The organism is Mesorhizobium sp. WSM3864 (assembly GCF_002294955.1).
GTDB lineage: Bacteria > Pseudomonadota > Alphaproteobacteria > Rhizobiales > Rhizobiaceae > Mesorhizobium.
Genome location: NZ_NSGD01000030.1, coordinates 1 through 13,164, shown reverse-complemented (window position 1 = coordinate 13,164; position 13,164 = coordinate 1). Strand labels below are relative to the sequence as shown.

Below are 13,164 nucleotides of genomic sequence, written 5' to 3'. Positions count from 1 at the left end.
ACTAGCCAGATCAGGGAGCGCGATTCTCGCGCGCGTCAAAAAAGTTCAGTGTATCGAAGAAAGAATAGCATGCTGCTCATCAACCAGCGCCCCGAACACAACCAGCCGCTGGTGCCGGCCGACGCCGAGGCCCTCGGCCTGGCGGGCGCCGACCGGGCCGAGCATTATCTCAGGGCGCGCGACGACCATGCCGAAACGCCTCTCTATGCCTTGCCGGCGCTCGCCAATGGCCTCGGCATCGCAGCACTGCATGTCAAGGACGAGGGCCAGCGTCTTGGCCTTGGCAGCTTCAAGGCGCTGGGCGGCGCCTATGCCGTCATGCGGCTGGTGCTGGAAGAGGCCGGCAAGCGCTTCGGTCGCGAAGTCGATATCTGCGAAATCAACGATCCGAAGCTGCGCGCTATCGCCGCCCAGATGACCTTCTGCTGCGCCACCGATGGCAACCATGGCCGATCGGTCGCGCAGGGGGCGGGCCTCGTCGGCGCGCGTTCGGTCATCTACGTCCATGCCGGCGTCAGCGCCGAGCGCGTGGCGGCCATCGCCCGCTTCGGCGCCGAGATCGTGCAGGTCGAGGGCGGTTATGATCATGCGGTCCGCGAGGTCGCCCGGGTCGGCGCCGAGCGCGGCTGGAAGATCGTCTCCAACACCTCCTGGCGCGGCTACGAGCGCATTCCGGGGCTTGTAATGCAGGGCTACACGGTGATCGTGCGCGAGGCGCTGCGTCATATGGCCGAACCGCCGACGCACGTCTTCCTGCAGGCAGGCGTCGGCGGCTTTGCGGCGGCGTTTGCCGGCTATATGGCAATTCTGCTCGGCGAGCGGCGGCCGAAGGCCGTGGTGGTCGAGCCGAGGCGCTCGGCTTGCGTCTACGCCTCGGTGGAGGCCGGCCGTCCCGTAACGATCGCACCTCAGCGGTCGACGGTGATGGCGATGCTGGAATGCGCCGAGCCGTCCCTGATCGCCTGGCGGGTGCTGTCCCGCGTCGGCGATGCCTTCATGACCGTTGACGAAGACGACGCGGTCGCGGTGATGAACCGGCTGGCCCGGCCCTTGGGCAACGATCCGGCCATCGTTTCCGGCGAGAGCGGCGGCGCGGGGCTTGCCGGGCTGATCCGCGCAGCCGGAGACAAGGGCATGCGCGCGGCTCTCGGGCTCGATGCGACGTCGCGCGTCGTCGTCATCAATTCGGAAGGCGCGACCGACGCCGGCCGTTACACCGAGCTGGTCGGGGCGGTGCCGCGGGGGCTGGAGCTGCAGATCGCCTGAAGGATTTTCAGGAAAGCGGGCTTCCCTCCGGAATCGATGGAAACGAAGCGCAACTTCGGGAACACTCGCCTGGAACGAGCGCTGGGGAAAGAGAAGATGGCTGACCTCGACCAGCAGCAGCTGCATCGCGAGATGACGGCCTGGCGGCGCGACCTCCACGCCCACCCGGAATTCGGCTTCGAGGAAAAGCGCACCGCCGCCTTCGTGACGGAGAAGCTTCGTGCCTTCGGGCTCGAAGTCGCGGAAGGCATAGGCGGCACCGGCGTTGTCGGCACGCTGGCCAGGGGCAGCGGCAATCGCGCGATTGCGCTGCGCGCCGACATGGATGCGCTGCGCATCGCCGAGCACGGGACCCAAGCCTGGCGCTCGCAGACGCCGGGCACCATGCATGCCTGCGGCCATGACGGTCACACCGCCATGCTGCTCGGCGCGGCGAAGCTGCTTGCGCAGGAAGGCGGCTTCGACGGCACGGTGCGGTTCATCTTCCAGCCGGCCGAGGAGTGGGGCAGGGGCGCGCTTGCGATGATCGAAGACGGGCTCATCGAACGCTTTCCCTTCGAGGAAATCTTCGGGCTGCACAACATGCCGGGCCTGCCCATCGGCCACTTCGAAACCCGGAGCGGTCCGATCATGTCGGCCGAGGACAATTTCGAGATCGTGCTGAAAGGCTTGGGCGGCCACGCCGCCAGGCCGCACGACGCTCGCGAGACGCTGGTTGCCGCCTGCGCGCTGGTCGTCAACCTGCAGACCATTGTCTCGCGACGCCTGAGCCCCGTCGATATCGGCGTCGTCTCGGTCACCGAGCTCATCACCGACGGCACCCGCAACGCGCTGCCCGGCCTCGCCCGCATCCTTGGCGACTGCCGCAGTTTCCGGCCCGAGGTGAGCGCGGCGATCGAGAAGGAGATGCGCCGCATCGCCGAAGGCACGGCGCAGGCCTATAACGTAGCATCTGACGTTACTTACACGCGCGAGTTCGTGCCCTTGATCAACGACGCGGCGCTGGTGGATGAGGTGCTTGCTGCGGCCCGAACGGTGCTGGCGGGCGATGCCGTCGGCATCGCCGCCGAGCCGATGACCGCCTCGGAGGATTTCGCCCGCTTCCTCACCGAGGTGCCCGGCTGTTTCGTCTTTCTCGGCAACGGCAATTCCGCCCCGCTGCACAACCCGGCCTACGACTTCAACGATGAAGGCCTGCTGCATGGCGCGCGTTTCCACGCGGCGGTGGTGAGGCGAAGGCTGGCGGCGGGCGGCTAGCATCGCCCATTGTTTTTGGGGAGATGCCCGGCAGGGCAGAGGGGAGCGCTGTCCCCCGACTTTTTCAGCGAAGAGCGATGCCTGCCGATCGGTCACCGGCTTGATCGAGCTAATCAATGCGCGATCCTTCGCGCTCTCTGCCCTGCCGGACATCTCCCCCCAAGGGCACCCAGAAGGGGAGATTGGCAGCTTCACTCCAGTAACCCTTTCTTGTCAGCTTTCATGCACTATGCCCGAACGGGGACGGCAAGAACGAGGGCATGGCGGACGACAACAAACGCAACGGCGAATTCTGGGCGCTGGCGCTCGATCGCGCCCAGCTCGGCCTATGGGACTGGAATCTCGCGACGGGCGATTGCTACTATTCGCCGACCTGGTGGAGGATGCTGGGTTATGCCGAGGGCGAGCTCGATACCTCCGATCTGTGGCTGAAGCTCACTCATCCCGACGACTGCGAGCGAGCACTGGCGAGCGGCGACCGCCATATCGCTGGTGACACCGAGTCGATCGAGACGGAACTACGGCTGAAGCACAAGGACGGCCGCTGGGTCTGGGTGCTTGACCGCGGCGGCATCGTCGAGCGCGATGCCGAGGGCAAGCCGCTGCGCCTGATGGGCGTGCAGACCGATATCACCAGGCAGAAGGAGGCCGAGGCCGCGCTTGAGCAGGTCAATGTCCGCTTGCGGCTCGCGCTCGCCGCCAGCGGCACCGGCATCTGGCACTACGATATCGGCACCAACAAGAGCTATTGGGACCCGCGCACCAGGGAGATCTTCGGCCTGGTCAGCGATACCGACGAGGTGACGGCCGATCTCTGGCACACCTATCTCCACCCGGACGACAAGGAGGCCACCGAGCGCGCGCATCTGCCGCCGCCGGGCTCGAAAAGCGTCACCGCCACGCAATACCGTATCGTCCGGCGCGACGGCTCGGTCCGCCATGTCGAGTCGCTGGTGCGTTTGATCGCCGGCGCCGGCTCGGCCGGCCAGATCCTCGGCACGGTGCGCGACATCACCGACGAGACGAAGCGCGCCGAGGAGCTCGCTTACGCCGCCCATCACGATGCGCTGACCGGGCTGTGGAACCGCTCGGCCTTCGACCGGCTGCTCGCCGAAAACATCGGCGCGGCGGACCGGCTGCCGCTTGCCGTCTTCTATGTCGACCTCGACTACTTCAAGGCGCTGAACGACTATGCCGGCCATGCCGCGGGCGATATCGCGCTGAAGAGCGTCGCCGGCGGCATCCGCGCCAGCCTGCCGCCTTCGGCGCACGCCGCGCGCCTCGGCGGCGACGAATTCGCGCTGCTGGTTCCGAACTGCAACGACGCTTGCGCCGAGCGGCTGGCGCGTGCCGTGCTCGCCGCGGTGCGCGACGCCGATCTCGGCTCCGCCGTGTCGTCCCGCAGGCTAGCCGCCAGCATCGGCATCGCCTTCGTGCGCGATCCCCGGACGACGGTAACCGATGCGCTCGCCTGCGCCGACGATGCCTGCTACGCCGCCAAAGCCGGCGGGCGCGACCGCTTCGCCGTGTTCTCGGCCGAAACAGCTTCCGGAGCCGGCGGCCTCAACGCCGCGCGGCTTGCCGCCGATCTGGTCGATGCCATGGAGGACAGCCGGTTGAAGCTGTTCGGCCAGGAGATCCATTGCCTCGGCAGGCCTTGGCAAGACAGCCGCCATGTCGAGGTGCTGGCGCGGCTCGAGGCGCGCAACGGCAAGCTGATCTTGCCGGGCGAGTTCATGCCGGTGGCCGAACGCTTCGGCCTTGCCGCCCGGCTCGACCGCTGGATCATCCGCACGGCGCTGTCGCGCCATGGCAGGGCGATGCTCTCCGGCGCCGTCTCGCTCGGCTTCAACCTGTCGGCGCAGACGCTCTCCGATCCGCAGCTTTGGGATTTCGTCGACGCGGCGATCGCCGAGAACGGCGCGCCGCCGTCTGCAATCGGCTTCGAGATCACCGAGACCGCGGCTGTCACCAATTTCGACGCAGCGGAGGAATTCGTGCGCCGGGCAAGGCTGCGCCATTGCCGTGTCAGCCTCGACGATTTCGGCGCCGGCATGAGCTCGTTCGAATATCTGCGGCGCTTTCCTATCGATGCGATCAAGATTGACGGCTCCTTCGTCCACAACATCGCCGACAGCCGCTTCGACCGCGAGATCGTCTCGGCAATCGCCGGCATCGCCCGCTCGATGGGCTGCGCCGTCGTGGCCGAGAAGGTCGAGGGGAAAAGCGCGCTGGAGATCCTCGTCGGCATGGGCGTCGGCTATGGCCAAGGCTATTTCCTGCACCGGCCAGAGCCGCTGGAGGCGATCGTGGCGCGGGCCGCGGCTGAGAAGCCACAAGCCCGGGTGGGTGTCGCAAGATAAACGACGGCCAAAATTGCGAGCACCCTCCGCGATTGCCGAGATCGAACAGCAGCTCGGCCTGGATCAGCTCGGCATTTCGCCCGATACAATGGTCCCGCGATCATCGACCCGCAGGACCCCGACCCGCTGGACCGGCGCTGGACAAGCATCTGGGCTGGATCGACGAGACCGCTTCGATCGCGTCTGGCGAAATTGGGGTCTACGGCAGTTGATGCGATGGAGAGCCAATCTCCTCCTTGGGGGAGATGCCCCGGCATGGCAGAGGGCGGCCGCCGGCGTTTACCCCATCACCCACCGCAATACCCCGGCCGACGCCACGCCGATGACCACCGTCGGCAGCATCGACAGTCTTGTCGCCGCGAGCAATGTGATGGCGAGCGCCGCCAGGTCGGCCGGATTCTTCGACACGAAGTCGGGCGCGATCACCGAGATCAGCACGCAGCCAGGCGCGGCTTCCATCACGGCGGTGGCGCGTGGGCTGAGCGTGCGGTTCCTGAGCACGACATAGCCGCCGATCCGCGTCAAATAGGTGACGCCGGCCATGGCAAGGATGGCGAGAACGGTCCAGGGCTCGATCATTTCTCACCTGCCAGAAGCCAGGCGGACACCAGCCCGGACAGCGCGCCTGCCGCCACGTACCAGGCGCCCGGAACGACGAGATAAGTTGCCGCCGCCACCGCGAGGCTGACCAGCCAGGGGCGCGCCGCGGCAAAACCCTTCCACATGCCGCGCAGCAGCACCAGGAACACTGCCGGAAAGGCCATGGCGAAGCCGTAGCGCTCGACGTTGCCAAGCACCGGCCCGAGCGCCGCTCCGCAGGTCGTGAAAATCACCCAGGCAAGATAGAAAGGAAGGGCAGTTCCCGCATAATAGGCGAGGCTGAATGCTGGCCGCAGCCCGCCTGCCGCGCGGCGCTTCGCGTCGGCGAGCCCGAGCGCCCAGCTCTCGTCGCACATCAAGAACAGCGCGGGGAACGCCTTGCGCTTGGGCAGGTGGCGCAGGAACGGCGCAAGTGCCGCGCCCATCAGGAAATGCCGGCTGTTGACCAGCAATGTGATGGCGGCGATCAACAGCACATGCGGCGGCGAGGTCCAGAGCTGGATGGCGGCAAATTCGGAGCCGCCGGCGAAGTTGAGGCCCGTCATCAACGGCACCTCGACGACGCTCAAGCCCTTCTGCGCCGCCTGCGCGCCCAGCACGAGTGCGTAGGGCACAATGCCAAGCAGCACCGGCGTCGAGGCGGCGGCGCCCCGCCGGAATTCGGCGCCGCGCGCTTCGGCGGGAGGGTGGCCCAGGGTTAGCTCGGAAACGCTCATGGCTCTTCTTCGGCCAGCCTTGCGGGGCGGCCTTCTCCGGTTGCTCGATGGTCGGTTATTCGCTGGCCATCATAGCCGAAACGCTCCGCAATCGGGTTGCGAAGATGCGAGGTTTCTGCCAAGGTTTGGCATTGGATAGCGAGAATTAAGCCAATATTGGAATCAGACGCCATGAAGCTGGATGAGATCGACAAGCGGATCCTGCGCGCCCTGCAGCGCGACGGGCGCATGGCCAACAACGATCTTGCGAGAGAGGTCGGCCTGTCGCCGTCACCCTGTCTCAGGCGCGTAAAATTGCTGGAGGAGGGTGGCGTCATCGACCGCTATGTCGCGGTGCTCAACCCGGCCAAGATCGGTCGCGGTCATACCTTCTTCACTCGCATCTGGCTGAAGCAGCAGGACGAGGACACGATCGAGCATTTCGCCAGGGAAGTGGCCAAGCTGCCCGAGGTGCTGGAATGCTATCTGATGCTGGGCGACTGCGACGCTCTGGTGCGGGTCGTGGCGGCGGGCATCGAGGACTATCGCCGCTTCCAGTCCGAGCACTTAAGTCGCATCAAGGGGGTGCAGAACGTCAAGACCGACGTTCCCAGCCAGACGGTCAAGCAAACTTCGGAGATGCCGCTTTAGATCTTCCCTTTTCCGTTGAGGGAGAAGGTGGCCGCGAAGCGTCCGGATGCTGCTGGAAGGACCGCCGCGCGGCAATGAGGCGCCAGTTTCCCAGCGCCTCGTTTCGTCCCTATCGTCTCGGCGCTGCGCGCCTATCCGCCGGTCTCCGGCAAGGGAGAAGGTGAACCCATGCCTAATGATGCGCGTGGTGCTCCGCGTTGCGTTTGCGCGTCGCCGCCGCCTTCTTGGCGGAAGCAGAACGCTCGGCCGCCGAGCGCGAGCTTGACGCTTTGCCGCCGGCCTTGCCGCCCTTGTGCGCCGCCGGATGGCCGGTGTGCTTGCCGCGGCCCGAGCCGCCCGCCTTCTTGCCGCCGCCATCGTCCTTGTTGACGGTCGCCCAGGCTCGCCGCTCGGCTTCCTTCTCCGAGACGCCGCGCTTTTCGTAGCCCTCGGCGATATGGTCGGCCTTGCGCTCCTGCTTGTCGGTGTATTTCGATTTGTCTCCGCGTGGCATTTTTCTTCTCCTGTTGCGCCGGGAGGAGCCGCTACGGCTCCTTCTTCGTTTTGACCGCGTCGCCGAGATCGGACCGCTCGGGGTCCTTGTTGTTCTCGCCGGCCGCGTCGCGATCCTCGTCGGGATCGTCCTTGGCTGGCAGGTAGCCTCTCGGCCGATTGGCTTTCGGACCTTCCCAACGTGGCCATTGATCGGATGTGCCTGGACGTCCGGTACGGGGTGAATTGCTCATCATTGCCTCGCTTTCAGAGAGCCGGTCAGCCCTCGGCCTTCATGGTTCGTGCGATTTCAAGCAGCTTGTCGCGGTCGTGCCCGTGCTCGCGGATCAGCTCGCGCGCCTGCTTCGGTGAAAGGTCGGTGTTCTCGGCCAGGAACCGCACGTCCGGATCGTCGCCGCCCTTGGTCGGCAGCCTTGCGTCTTGTGCCGTTCGGCCAGCGCCCGGGCGATGTGGAAGTTTGCTTTTATCCATCGTTTTCTCCTTCCGATAACCAACCCTTGGCGAAAGGACTGGTTCCTTCGCCGAGCTGGCGACCGCGATGAGGCAGGGCGCCTGAAACGGGCGGCTGCGGTCGTGCGGGGCCGGGGCTATGCCTTCTCGTTTTCGTGCCCGCGCTCGGCAGCTTCCTTCTTGCGGCGCAGCACTTCGTCGGTGCCGACGATGTCCTTCGCGCCACCGCTGATGGCGGTGGAGACGACCGCGGGCGGATCGCTCGCCGGGAAACTATCTTCGAGACCGGACTGCAATTGTTCTTCCAGCGTGTCCGGGTTCTCCGAGCGTCCTTGCGTGCGGCGGCCGTCGATCTGTTCCACATCCTGTTTGGCGTCGGGATGCTCGCGCACATTGCGCAGCGTGGACACGACGAGTTCGATCGCGAACTCCTTCATTGCCTCGACGTCTCCCGTGACGACGTCCGCTTCTTCGATGACGCGGATGAGGGACGCCTCGACCTTGTCCATCTCGCTCTTGCCTTGGCAGCGCGCCAGCTTCTGGCTCAGGGCGGTGATGAGCAGCGGAGCGAAGGTCGAATAGGCCTGCATACGTGTCTCATCGACACGTTCGGGGTGAAGTGTGCGCACGGACATTGTTGCCTCCGTTCAAACGTCCTGCCGACGGCCGAGCCGCCGGGGTTTCGGAGGAACCAAGGGGAGGGGAAGAAGTTCCAAATTGGATGTTCTGGGCGGCGTCCCGCGAAGGGATCGCGGGACGCCTGCTTAAGCTCAGCGCTGGCCGCCCTTGCGGCCGGCTTCGGATGCACGTTCGCGGTCTTCGGCGAAGTTGCCGCTGCCGCCCCGGTGCTGACCTGAATCCTGCTGACGCATGTTGCGGTCCTCGGCCTGCTGCTGGCCGCGACGCTGATCGTCGCGGTTCTTGTGGCTCTGCTGGCCTGCTTTGACGTGCTGTTGGTGAGTTCCGCCTTGATTAGGCATATCTGCAGCTCCGTTGTTGGGGATTGGTCTTCGGGGTTTGATTCAAGGAGGTTCGACCGCCTTGAGCAATGAGAACCGCTGCCCGCGATCGATGTTCCCCCACGAAATATTTCGTGAATCCTTTTAGCCCGACCATGCCGCGACAGCCTTGTCGTGCGTCGCCGGTCCGCGCGTGCGCCAGGGCCCGGGGCCACGGTCGGTCTCTTTCCTACGACTGAAGTCGGAGTGGCTCGCGCATTGGGCCCTCGACGGCAACCAAAGCGGAGGCTTCGAGTTGGTAGCGGTCGTCGACGAAGTCCCCTTCATCGGCGCCGTTTTGGGTGCCCGCCGTTTCCGCGCAAATGGCGGGCACATACCATCCACAATCATTGGAACCAGGAAGTCGCGCGGCCGGCTTCGAAAGCGAGACGACGTTTTGACCTTTATTTCTGCAAAGCCCAATCTGCGAGAGCCCGAAAGCCTGCCCGCGAACGACAATCGCCTCTCCGTCCTCGCCGACACCTCGATTCTCCAATTCCTCAACGACGACGACGATGTCACCGACATCGCCAGGCGCGCCGAGCGCCTTGGCAATGCCGTGGTGATTGTGATGGCGCTTTGCCTGATCGTTGCGCCGGCGATTTACCTCACCCTGGCCTACGGCCTGTAGCCGCAAAAAACTCGCCGAGCCTTGCGGCTGTCTCGGCCGGCGCCTCCTCGGGAAAGAAATGCCCGCCGGGCATCGTCCCGCCGCTGACCCCGCCGCTGACGTCGTCGGCCCACTCCCGCCACAGTGCCAGCGGACCGCCCTCTCGCGCGTACCATTCGGCGAGCGCGCCATGTCCGCTCCATAGCGCAAGCATCGGGCAGCCGATGCGCCGGCCGGCTTTGCGGTCCGCCTGGTCGTGCTCACGGTCGAGCGTCGCTGCCGCACGGTATTCCTCGCAGATGGCGTGCGCGTGGGCTGGATCGCGCAAGGCCTCGGCATAAGCCTGCCGGACCTCGTCGGGAAAGGCGGCAGGCGAGGAACCCCAGCCAGCCAGCGCGCTGTCGACGATCGCATCCGCGGCCGCGGTCATGATCGTCTCCGGCAGCGGCTCGGCTTGCGCCAAGAGCGACCAGGGCCAATAGCCCAGCGCCAGCCGGGCGTCGGCCCTGTCCCAGACATCGGCGGTGGGTACGATGTCGAGCACGGCAAGCTTCTCGACGCGGTCCGGGTGGTCCAGCGCCAGGCGATACGCAACGCGTCCACCGCGATCGTGGCCGGCAACCATGAAGCGGACAAAGCCGAGCTTCGTCATCAGCGCCGCGAGGTCGGCAGCCATGGCGCGCTTGGCGTAGGGCGCATGATCCGGATCGGATGGCGGACAGGAGCTTTTGCCGTAGCCGCGCAAGTCGGCGCAGACGACGCTAAAGCGGTCGATCAGCTTCGGCGCCACGTCGCGCCACATCAGATGCGTTTCGGGGAAGCCGTGCAGCAGGAGCAGCGCCGGGCCGCTGCCGGCAGTCCGGATGAATGTCCGTGCCGCGCCCGTATCGACTTCCGCGCTTTCGAAACCGCCGAACATGCTTTCTGCTCCACAGGCGGAATGGCCGCGGGCGGGATGGTTGCTCGGGCCGCGGCTTCTCTCGGCTGGCGCCTTCCGTGGTCAGCTCCAGGCGGATTTGACTGTAAGGGACGCCTCGAATATCTGGCCTCTCTTGTCGGTGCGCATTTTGATGGTGATCTTGAGGTTATCACTGTTCGGCATCTCGTCGCGCGCGACATCCTGCAAGATCCTGAGCGCCTCCTTTCGCGCGTTTTCTGGTGAGGAGAAGAGCTGCCCCTCGCTGTCCATTTGCGTGTGCACGGTGTTGTACAAATCGAAGTAGAAGCGTTCCATCCGCGAAAGCATCCGCCGCAACCTGGACGTTCAATCCCTGCGCGCGATCATGGTTCCAAAGGACCGTCTTGGCCGGGGACTGCTTGCCGGCGGCTGGCGGTGTGGTGGTCCGCTGCAACCCGGCCCGGCTCTGCAACGTTAGGCCCTTGCAAAATCCACAACGGGCGGCCGCGCATGCTGGAACCCCTTTATCTGAACCTGGGTCAGCACGATGCTCTCTCCGAAAGCGAGAAGGCGTTGCTGGCCAGCGCCACATCGGTGGAGAAGTATTTCGTCGCCGGGGAGGATCTCGTCGCCGAAGGATCAAGGCCGACTTTCAGCACCCTCATCGTCGACGGGATTGCCGCGCGCTACAAGGTGCTGGAGGACGGCGGCCGGCAGTTCACCGCGCTCCATGTTGCCGGCGATTTCGTCGATCTGCACGCTTTTCTCCTGAAGACCATGGACCATGGCATCGTCGCGCTGTCGCCCTGCCATATCATCGCGGCGGAGCACAGCAAGTTGCGGGAAATCACCGAAAAGGCCCCGCATTTGACGAGGCTGCTCTGGTTGGACACGCTGGTGGACGGCGCCATCCACCGGGAATGGATCGTGGCCATGGGACGCCGCTCCAAGACCGCGCATCTGGCGCATCTGATATGCGAACTCTTCGTCAGGCTGCAGGCCGTGAAGAAGACGCGGGTCATGAGCTTCAATCTGCCGCTGTCGCAGGCCGAACTCGCCGATGTGCTCGGTCTGTCCGTCGTCCATATGAATCGGGTCATCGGCACGTTGCGGCGCATGAACGTCATCAACTGGACCAACCACCTGATCGACATCCTCGACTGGAACCGTCTGGTCGCCATTGCGGAATTCGACCCGACCTATCTCAGCATGAGGAACGAGCCAAGGTGAGGACGCGTCAGCGCGGCGGCCCTTGGTCGTCGCCAGACCACAGCGCGTCGAGCATCGAGAGTGCCGCGCTCGGGTCGGCCGTCCTCAGCAGGCCCTGCCGGGCGGCGGCCTGCTTGAAAGCGTCGAAGGCGACCGCCGGACGGCAAATGCCCGCCATGGCGTCGTTCACCAGCCGTGCCGCCGCGACATAGTCGGGCGCTTCCTTGTTCTTCCAGGCTCCGTCCAATGCCTTCCTTGCGTCGGCGATGGACGAAACCACCATTGAGCCGCCAGTGACGAAGCGGATGGTGAGCGGCAGGAATCTACTCATCCCCGGTCACCATCCAAGCCATTGTTGCGCGCGCCAGGCGAGGCCGGCGAAGGGCGCCACGGTCACCGCCGCTGCCGCCAGAATGAAAAGATAATTGTTGGTCCGAAAGGGTCTCATCGTTGCCACCACATGTTTTGGATCGTCATAACGAGGATGCCGCCGACCGGTTGCACGGGCAGGCGCTGAAGAAGCGGCAAGCTAGTTATTCGCCGGCCGGCTGGGCGGCTGCGGGCGGTACGGCGGGCGCGGCCTGAGCGGCACGTCGGCGCGCGAGGACTGGATCGACCAGGGTGGCCCGGCACCCTGGCGCAGAAATGATCTGGACAGTGTGCCGATCAGATTTCGAATTTCCATGGGACTCTCCTCGTAGAGTCCCCCCAAGCTGCGAGCGACTAGCACTCCGGCAGCATCCGCGCATTTAACTTTGATGTAGCTGGGCCAGGCTCTGCCTCGTCCGCAGCCTCTACCGAAAGCCAACCTTTTCGGCCGGCATGCGTTGTCTCTTCGATAGCGTTGTCTCTCGAGACGAGGATGACGAATGCCCCGGTGCCCCACCGCCACCCGGTGGCAAACACGACGAACGGCGCCACATGGCGCTGACCGCGGGGTTGACGCTGCCGATCCTGCCGAAGGAACGGCTCTCCCCGATCGTTGGCGGTTGACGAACCCATAGGAGGATCCAATGAAGAAAGCACTTCTTGGCTTCGCCATTGTCCTGATGTCCGGCCAAATGCCGGGAATGACTGCCGCGGCCCAAACACAGCTGGAGAATCCGCAGATCGAGGATTGCCAGGTCAAACCGGACGCCAATGCGACCCCTAATCAGACCGGCGAGCAGCTGAAAACGCAGGCCCCGAAAGCGCAGGCCAATGATCAGTCCAACAACCTGACCGCCAGCCTCGCGCCTTGCGACGGTGTGCTGAAGCCTCCGCCCACCGGAGACAAGAACGCTACCGCTCCGCCGGCCGACACCAGCCAGATGCCGGTGATCAAGCCGGGCGAGGTCCCGCCGCAGACGTCGAAGTAGAACGCCTCATCGGTCTGGCAGGAAACTTTTCCCGCGCGGACGAGTTACTGCCTGTGCAGTTCCCGGATACCCGAACTGCTTCCCACAATTGCCGCCCCGGCTCTCCCATCCGGGGCGGTTTTTTGCCGGCGGCGGGCCCGGCACGCCCTGCCTCGGTGCCTTATCTTCTCGGCTCCGAAGCACGGAACCATCGGGCCCGCGCCGAATTGTCCTCAGCGGGCCGCGTCAGCCGGACCTGGTGGTAAAGAGAACAGGGTTTGGTTTCTCCGGCTTCACACCCTGGCCAACGAAAAGGCAGTCGAGCTCTTGTCCCACCC

At 65.3% G+C, this 13,164-nt stretch carries 18 protein-coding genes; 7 read left to right on the top strand and 11 right to left on the bottom strand.

Features of this window, described 5'->3' with window-relative positions; translation table 11 throughout:
* The first annotated feature begins 69 nt into the window (after positions 1-69).
* The 3 genes from CK215_RS28835 (at position 70) to CK215_RS28825 (ending at position 4,886) form a co-directional block, all read left to right on the top strand.
* On the top strand, positions 70-1,266 hold the full coding sequence (locus tag CK215_RS28835) for a diaminopropionate ammonia-lyase (RefSeq protein WP_095832941.1): 1,197 nt from the start codon (positions 70-72) through the stop codon (positions 1,264-1,266).
* A 96-nt stretch (positions 1,267-1,362) separates the two neighbouring features.
* Positions 1,363-2,523: a M20 aminoacylase family protein gene (locus CK215_RS28830; protein ID WP_095832954.1), complete on the top strand. Its 1,161-nt coding sequence runs from the start codon at positions 1,363-1,365 to the stop codon at positions 2,521-2,523.
* A 260-nt stretch (positions 2,524-2,783) separates the two neighbouring features.
* Positions 2,784-4,886, top strand: a complete 2,103-nt coding sequence (locus CK215_RS28825) for an EAL domain-containing protein (RefSeq protein ID WP_095832940.1) — start codon at positions 2,784-2,786, stop codon at positions 4,884-4,886.
* A gap of 279 nt (positions 4,887-5,165) precedes the next feature.
* On the opposite strand, the gene CK215_RS28820 is transcribed toward CK215_RS28825, so the two are convergent.
* Together CK215_RS28820 and CK215_RS28815 are read right to left on the bottom strand one after the other, a co-directional pair.
* Positions 5,166-5,465 (bottom strand): AzlD family protein, encoded by a 300-nt coding sequence (locus CK215_RS28820; protein WP_067322590.1) that lies wholly within the window; start codon positions 5,463-5,465, stop codon positions 5,166-5,168.
* Entirely contained in the window at positions 5,462-6,202 is a 741-nt protein-coding gene (locus CK215_RS28815) for an AzlC family ABC transporter permease (RefSeq protein ID WP_095832939.1), read from the bottom strand. The genes CK215_RS28820 and CK215_RS28815 overlap by 4 nt, the downstream gene beginning before the upstream one ends.
* Positions 6,203-6,373: 171 nt before the next feature.
* Between CK215_RS28815 and CK215_RS28810 the strand changes: the two genes are divergently transcribed.
* Complete coding sequence (locus tag CK215_RS28810) at positions 6,374-6,832, top strand: Lrp/AsnC family transcriptional regulator (protein WP_095832938.1); 459 nt, start codon at positions 6,374-6,376, stop codon at positions 6,830-6,832.
* Positions 6,833-7,004: 172 nt separating this feature from the next.
* Here CK215_RS28810 and CK215_RS28805 read toward each other — a convergent pair whose 3' ends face one another.
* From CK215_RS28805 to CK215_RS32445, 5 genes are all read right to left on the bottom strand, one after another.
* Positions 7,005-7,325 (bottom strand): plasmid stabilization protein, encoded by a 321-nt coding sequence (locus CK215_RS28805; protein WP_066998413.1) that lies wholly within the window; start codon positions 7,323-7,325, stop codon positions 7,005-7,007.
* Between the two features lie 31 nt (positions 7,326-7,356).
* Positions 7,357-7,560: a hypothetical protein gene (locus CK215_RS28800; protein WP_066998411.1), complete on the bottom strand. Its 204-nt coding sequence runs from the start codon at positions 7,558-7,560 to the stop codon at positions 7,357-7,359.
* 22 nt (positions 7,561-7,582) lie between these two features.
* Entirely contained in the window at positions 7,583-7,795 is a 213-nt protein-coding gene (locus CK215_RS28795) for a hypothetical protein (protein WP_066998409.1), read from the bottom strand.
* A 116-nt stretch (positions 7,796-7,911) separates the two neighbouring features.
* Positions 7,912-8,409 (bottom strand): hypothetical protein, encoded by a 498-nt coding sequence (locus CK215_RS28790; RefSeq protein WP_095778269.1) that lies wholly within the window; start codon positions 8,407-8,409, stop codon positions 7,912-7,914.
* A 135-nt stretch (positions 8,410-8,544) separates the two neighbouring features.
* On the bottom strand, positions 8,545-8,754 hold the full coding sequence (locus CK215_RS32445) for a KGG domain-containing protein (RefSeq protein ID WP_066998404.1): 210 nt from the start codon (positions 8,752-8,754) through the stop codon (positions 8,545-8,547).
* 415 nt (positions 8,755-9,169) lie between these two features.
* Between CK215_RS32445 and CK215_RS31060 the strand changes: the two genes are divergently transcribed.
* A complete protein-coding gene (locus tag CK215_RS31060; protein ID WP_067322613.1) occupies positions 9,170-9,403 on the top strand; it encodes a hypothetical protein in 234 nt (77 codons plus the stop codon).
* On the opposite strand, the gene CK215_RS28770 is transcribed toward CK215_RS31060, so the two are convergent.
* Both CK215_RS28770 and CK215_RS28765 read right to left on the bottom strand, forming a co-directional pair.
* Complete coding sequence (locus tag CK215_RS28770; RefSeq protein ID WP_095778270.1) at positions 9,381-10,301, bottom strand: alpha/beta hydrolase; 921 nt, start codon at positions 10,299-10,301, stop codon at positions 9,381-9,383. The genes CK215_RS31060 and CK215_RS28770 overlap by 23 nt on opposite strands.
* A gap of 81 nt (positions 10,302-10,382) precedes the next feature.
* Positions 10,383-10,616 carry a hypothetical protein gene (locus CK215_RS28765; RefSeq protein ID WP_095784272.1) on the bottom strand — a complete coding sequence of 78 codons (234 nt, stop codon included), beginning with the start codon at positions 10,614-10,616 and terminating at the stop codon, positions 10,383-10,385.
* A gap of 174 nt (positions 10,617-10,790) precedes the next feature.
* Here CK215_RS28765 and CK215_RS28760 point away from each other — a divergent pair, with 174 nt between their 5' ends.
* Positions 10,791-11,510, top strand: coding sequence for a Crp/Fnr family transcriptional regulator (locus tag CK215_RS28760; RefSeq protein WP_066998395.1), 720 nt, complete (start codon positions 10,791-10,793; stop codon positions 11,508-11,510).
* A gap of 7 nt (positions 11,511-11,517) precedes the next feature.
* On the opposite strand, the gene CK215_RS28755 is transcribed toward CK215_RS28760, so the two are convergent.
* Together CK215_RS28755 and CK215_RS31510 are read right to left on the bottom strand one after the other, a co-directional pair.
* Positions 11,518-11,820, bottom strand: coding sequence for a DUF982 domain-containing protein (locus tag CK215_RS28755; protein ID WP_066998392.1), 303 nt, complete (start codon positions 11,818-11,820; stop codon positions 11,518-11,520).
* A gap of 198 nt (positions 11,821-12,018) precedes the next feature.
* Positions 12,019-12,174 (bottom strand): hypothetical protein, encoded by a 156-nt coding sequence (locus CK215_RS31510; protein ID WP_170950427.1) that lies wholly within the window; start codon positions 12,172-12,174, stop codon positions 12,019-12,021.
* Positions 12,175-12,502: 328 nt separating this feature from the next.
* Here CK215_RS31510 and CK215_RS28750 point away from each other — a divergent pair, with 328 nt between their 5' ends.
* A complete protein-coding gene (locus CK215_RS28750; protein ID WP_245418862.1) occupies positions 12,503-12,847 on the top strand; it encodes a hypothetical protein in 345 nt (114 codons plus the stop codon).
* Positions 12,848-13,164 lie beyond the last annotated feature (317 nt).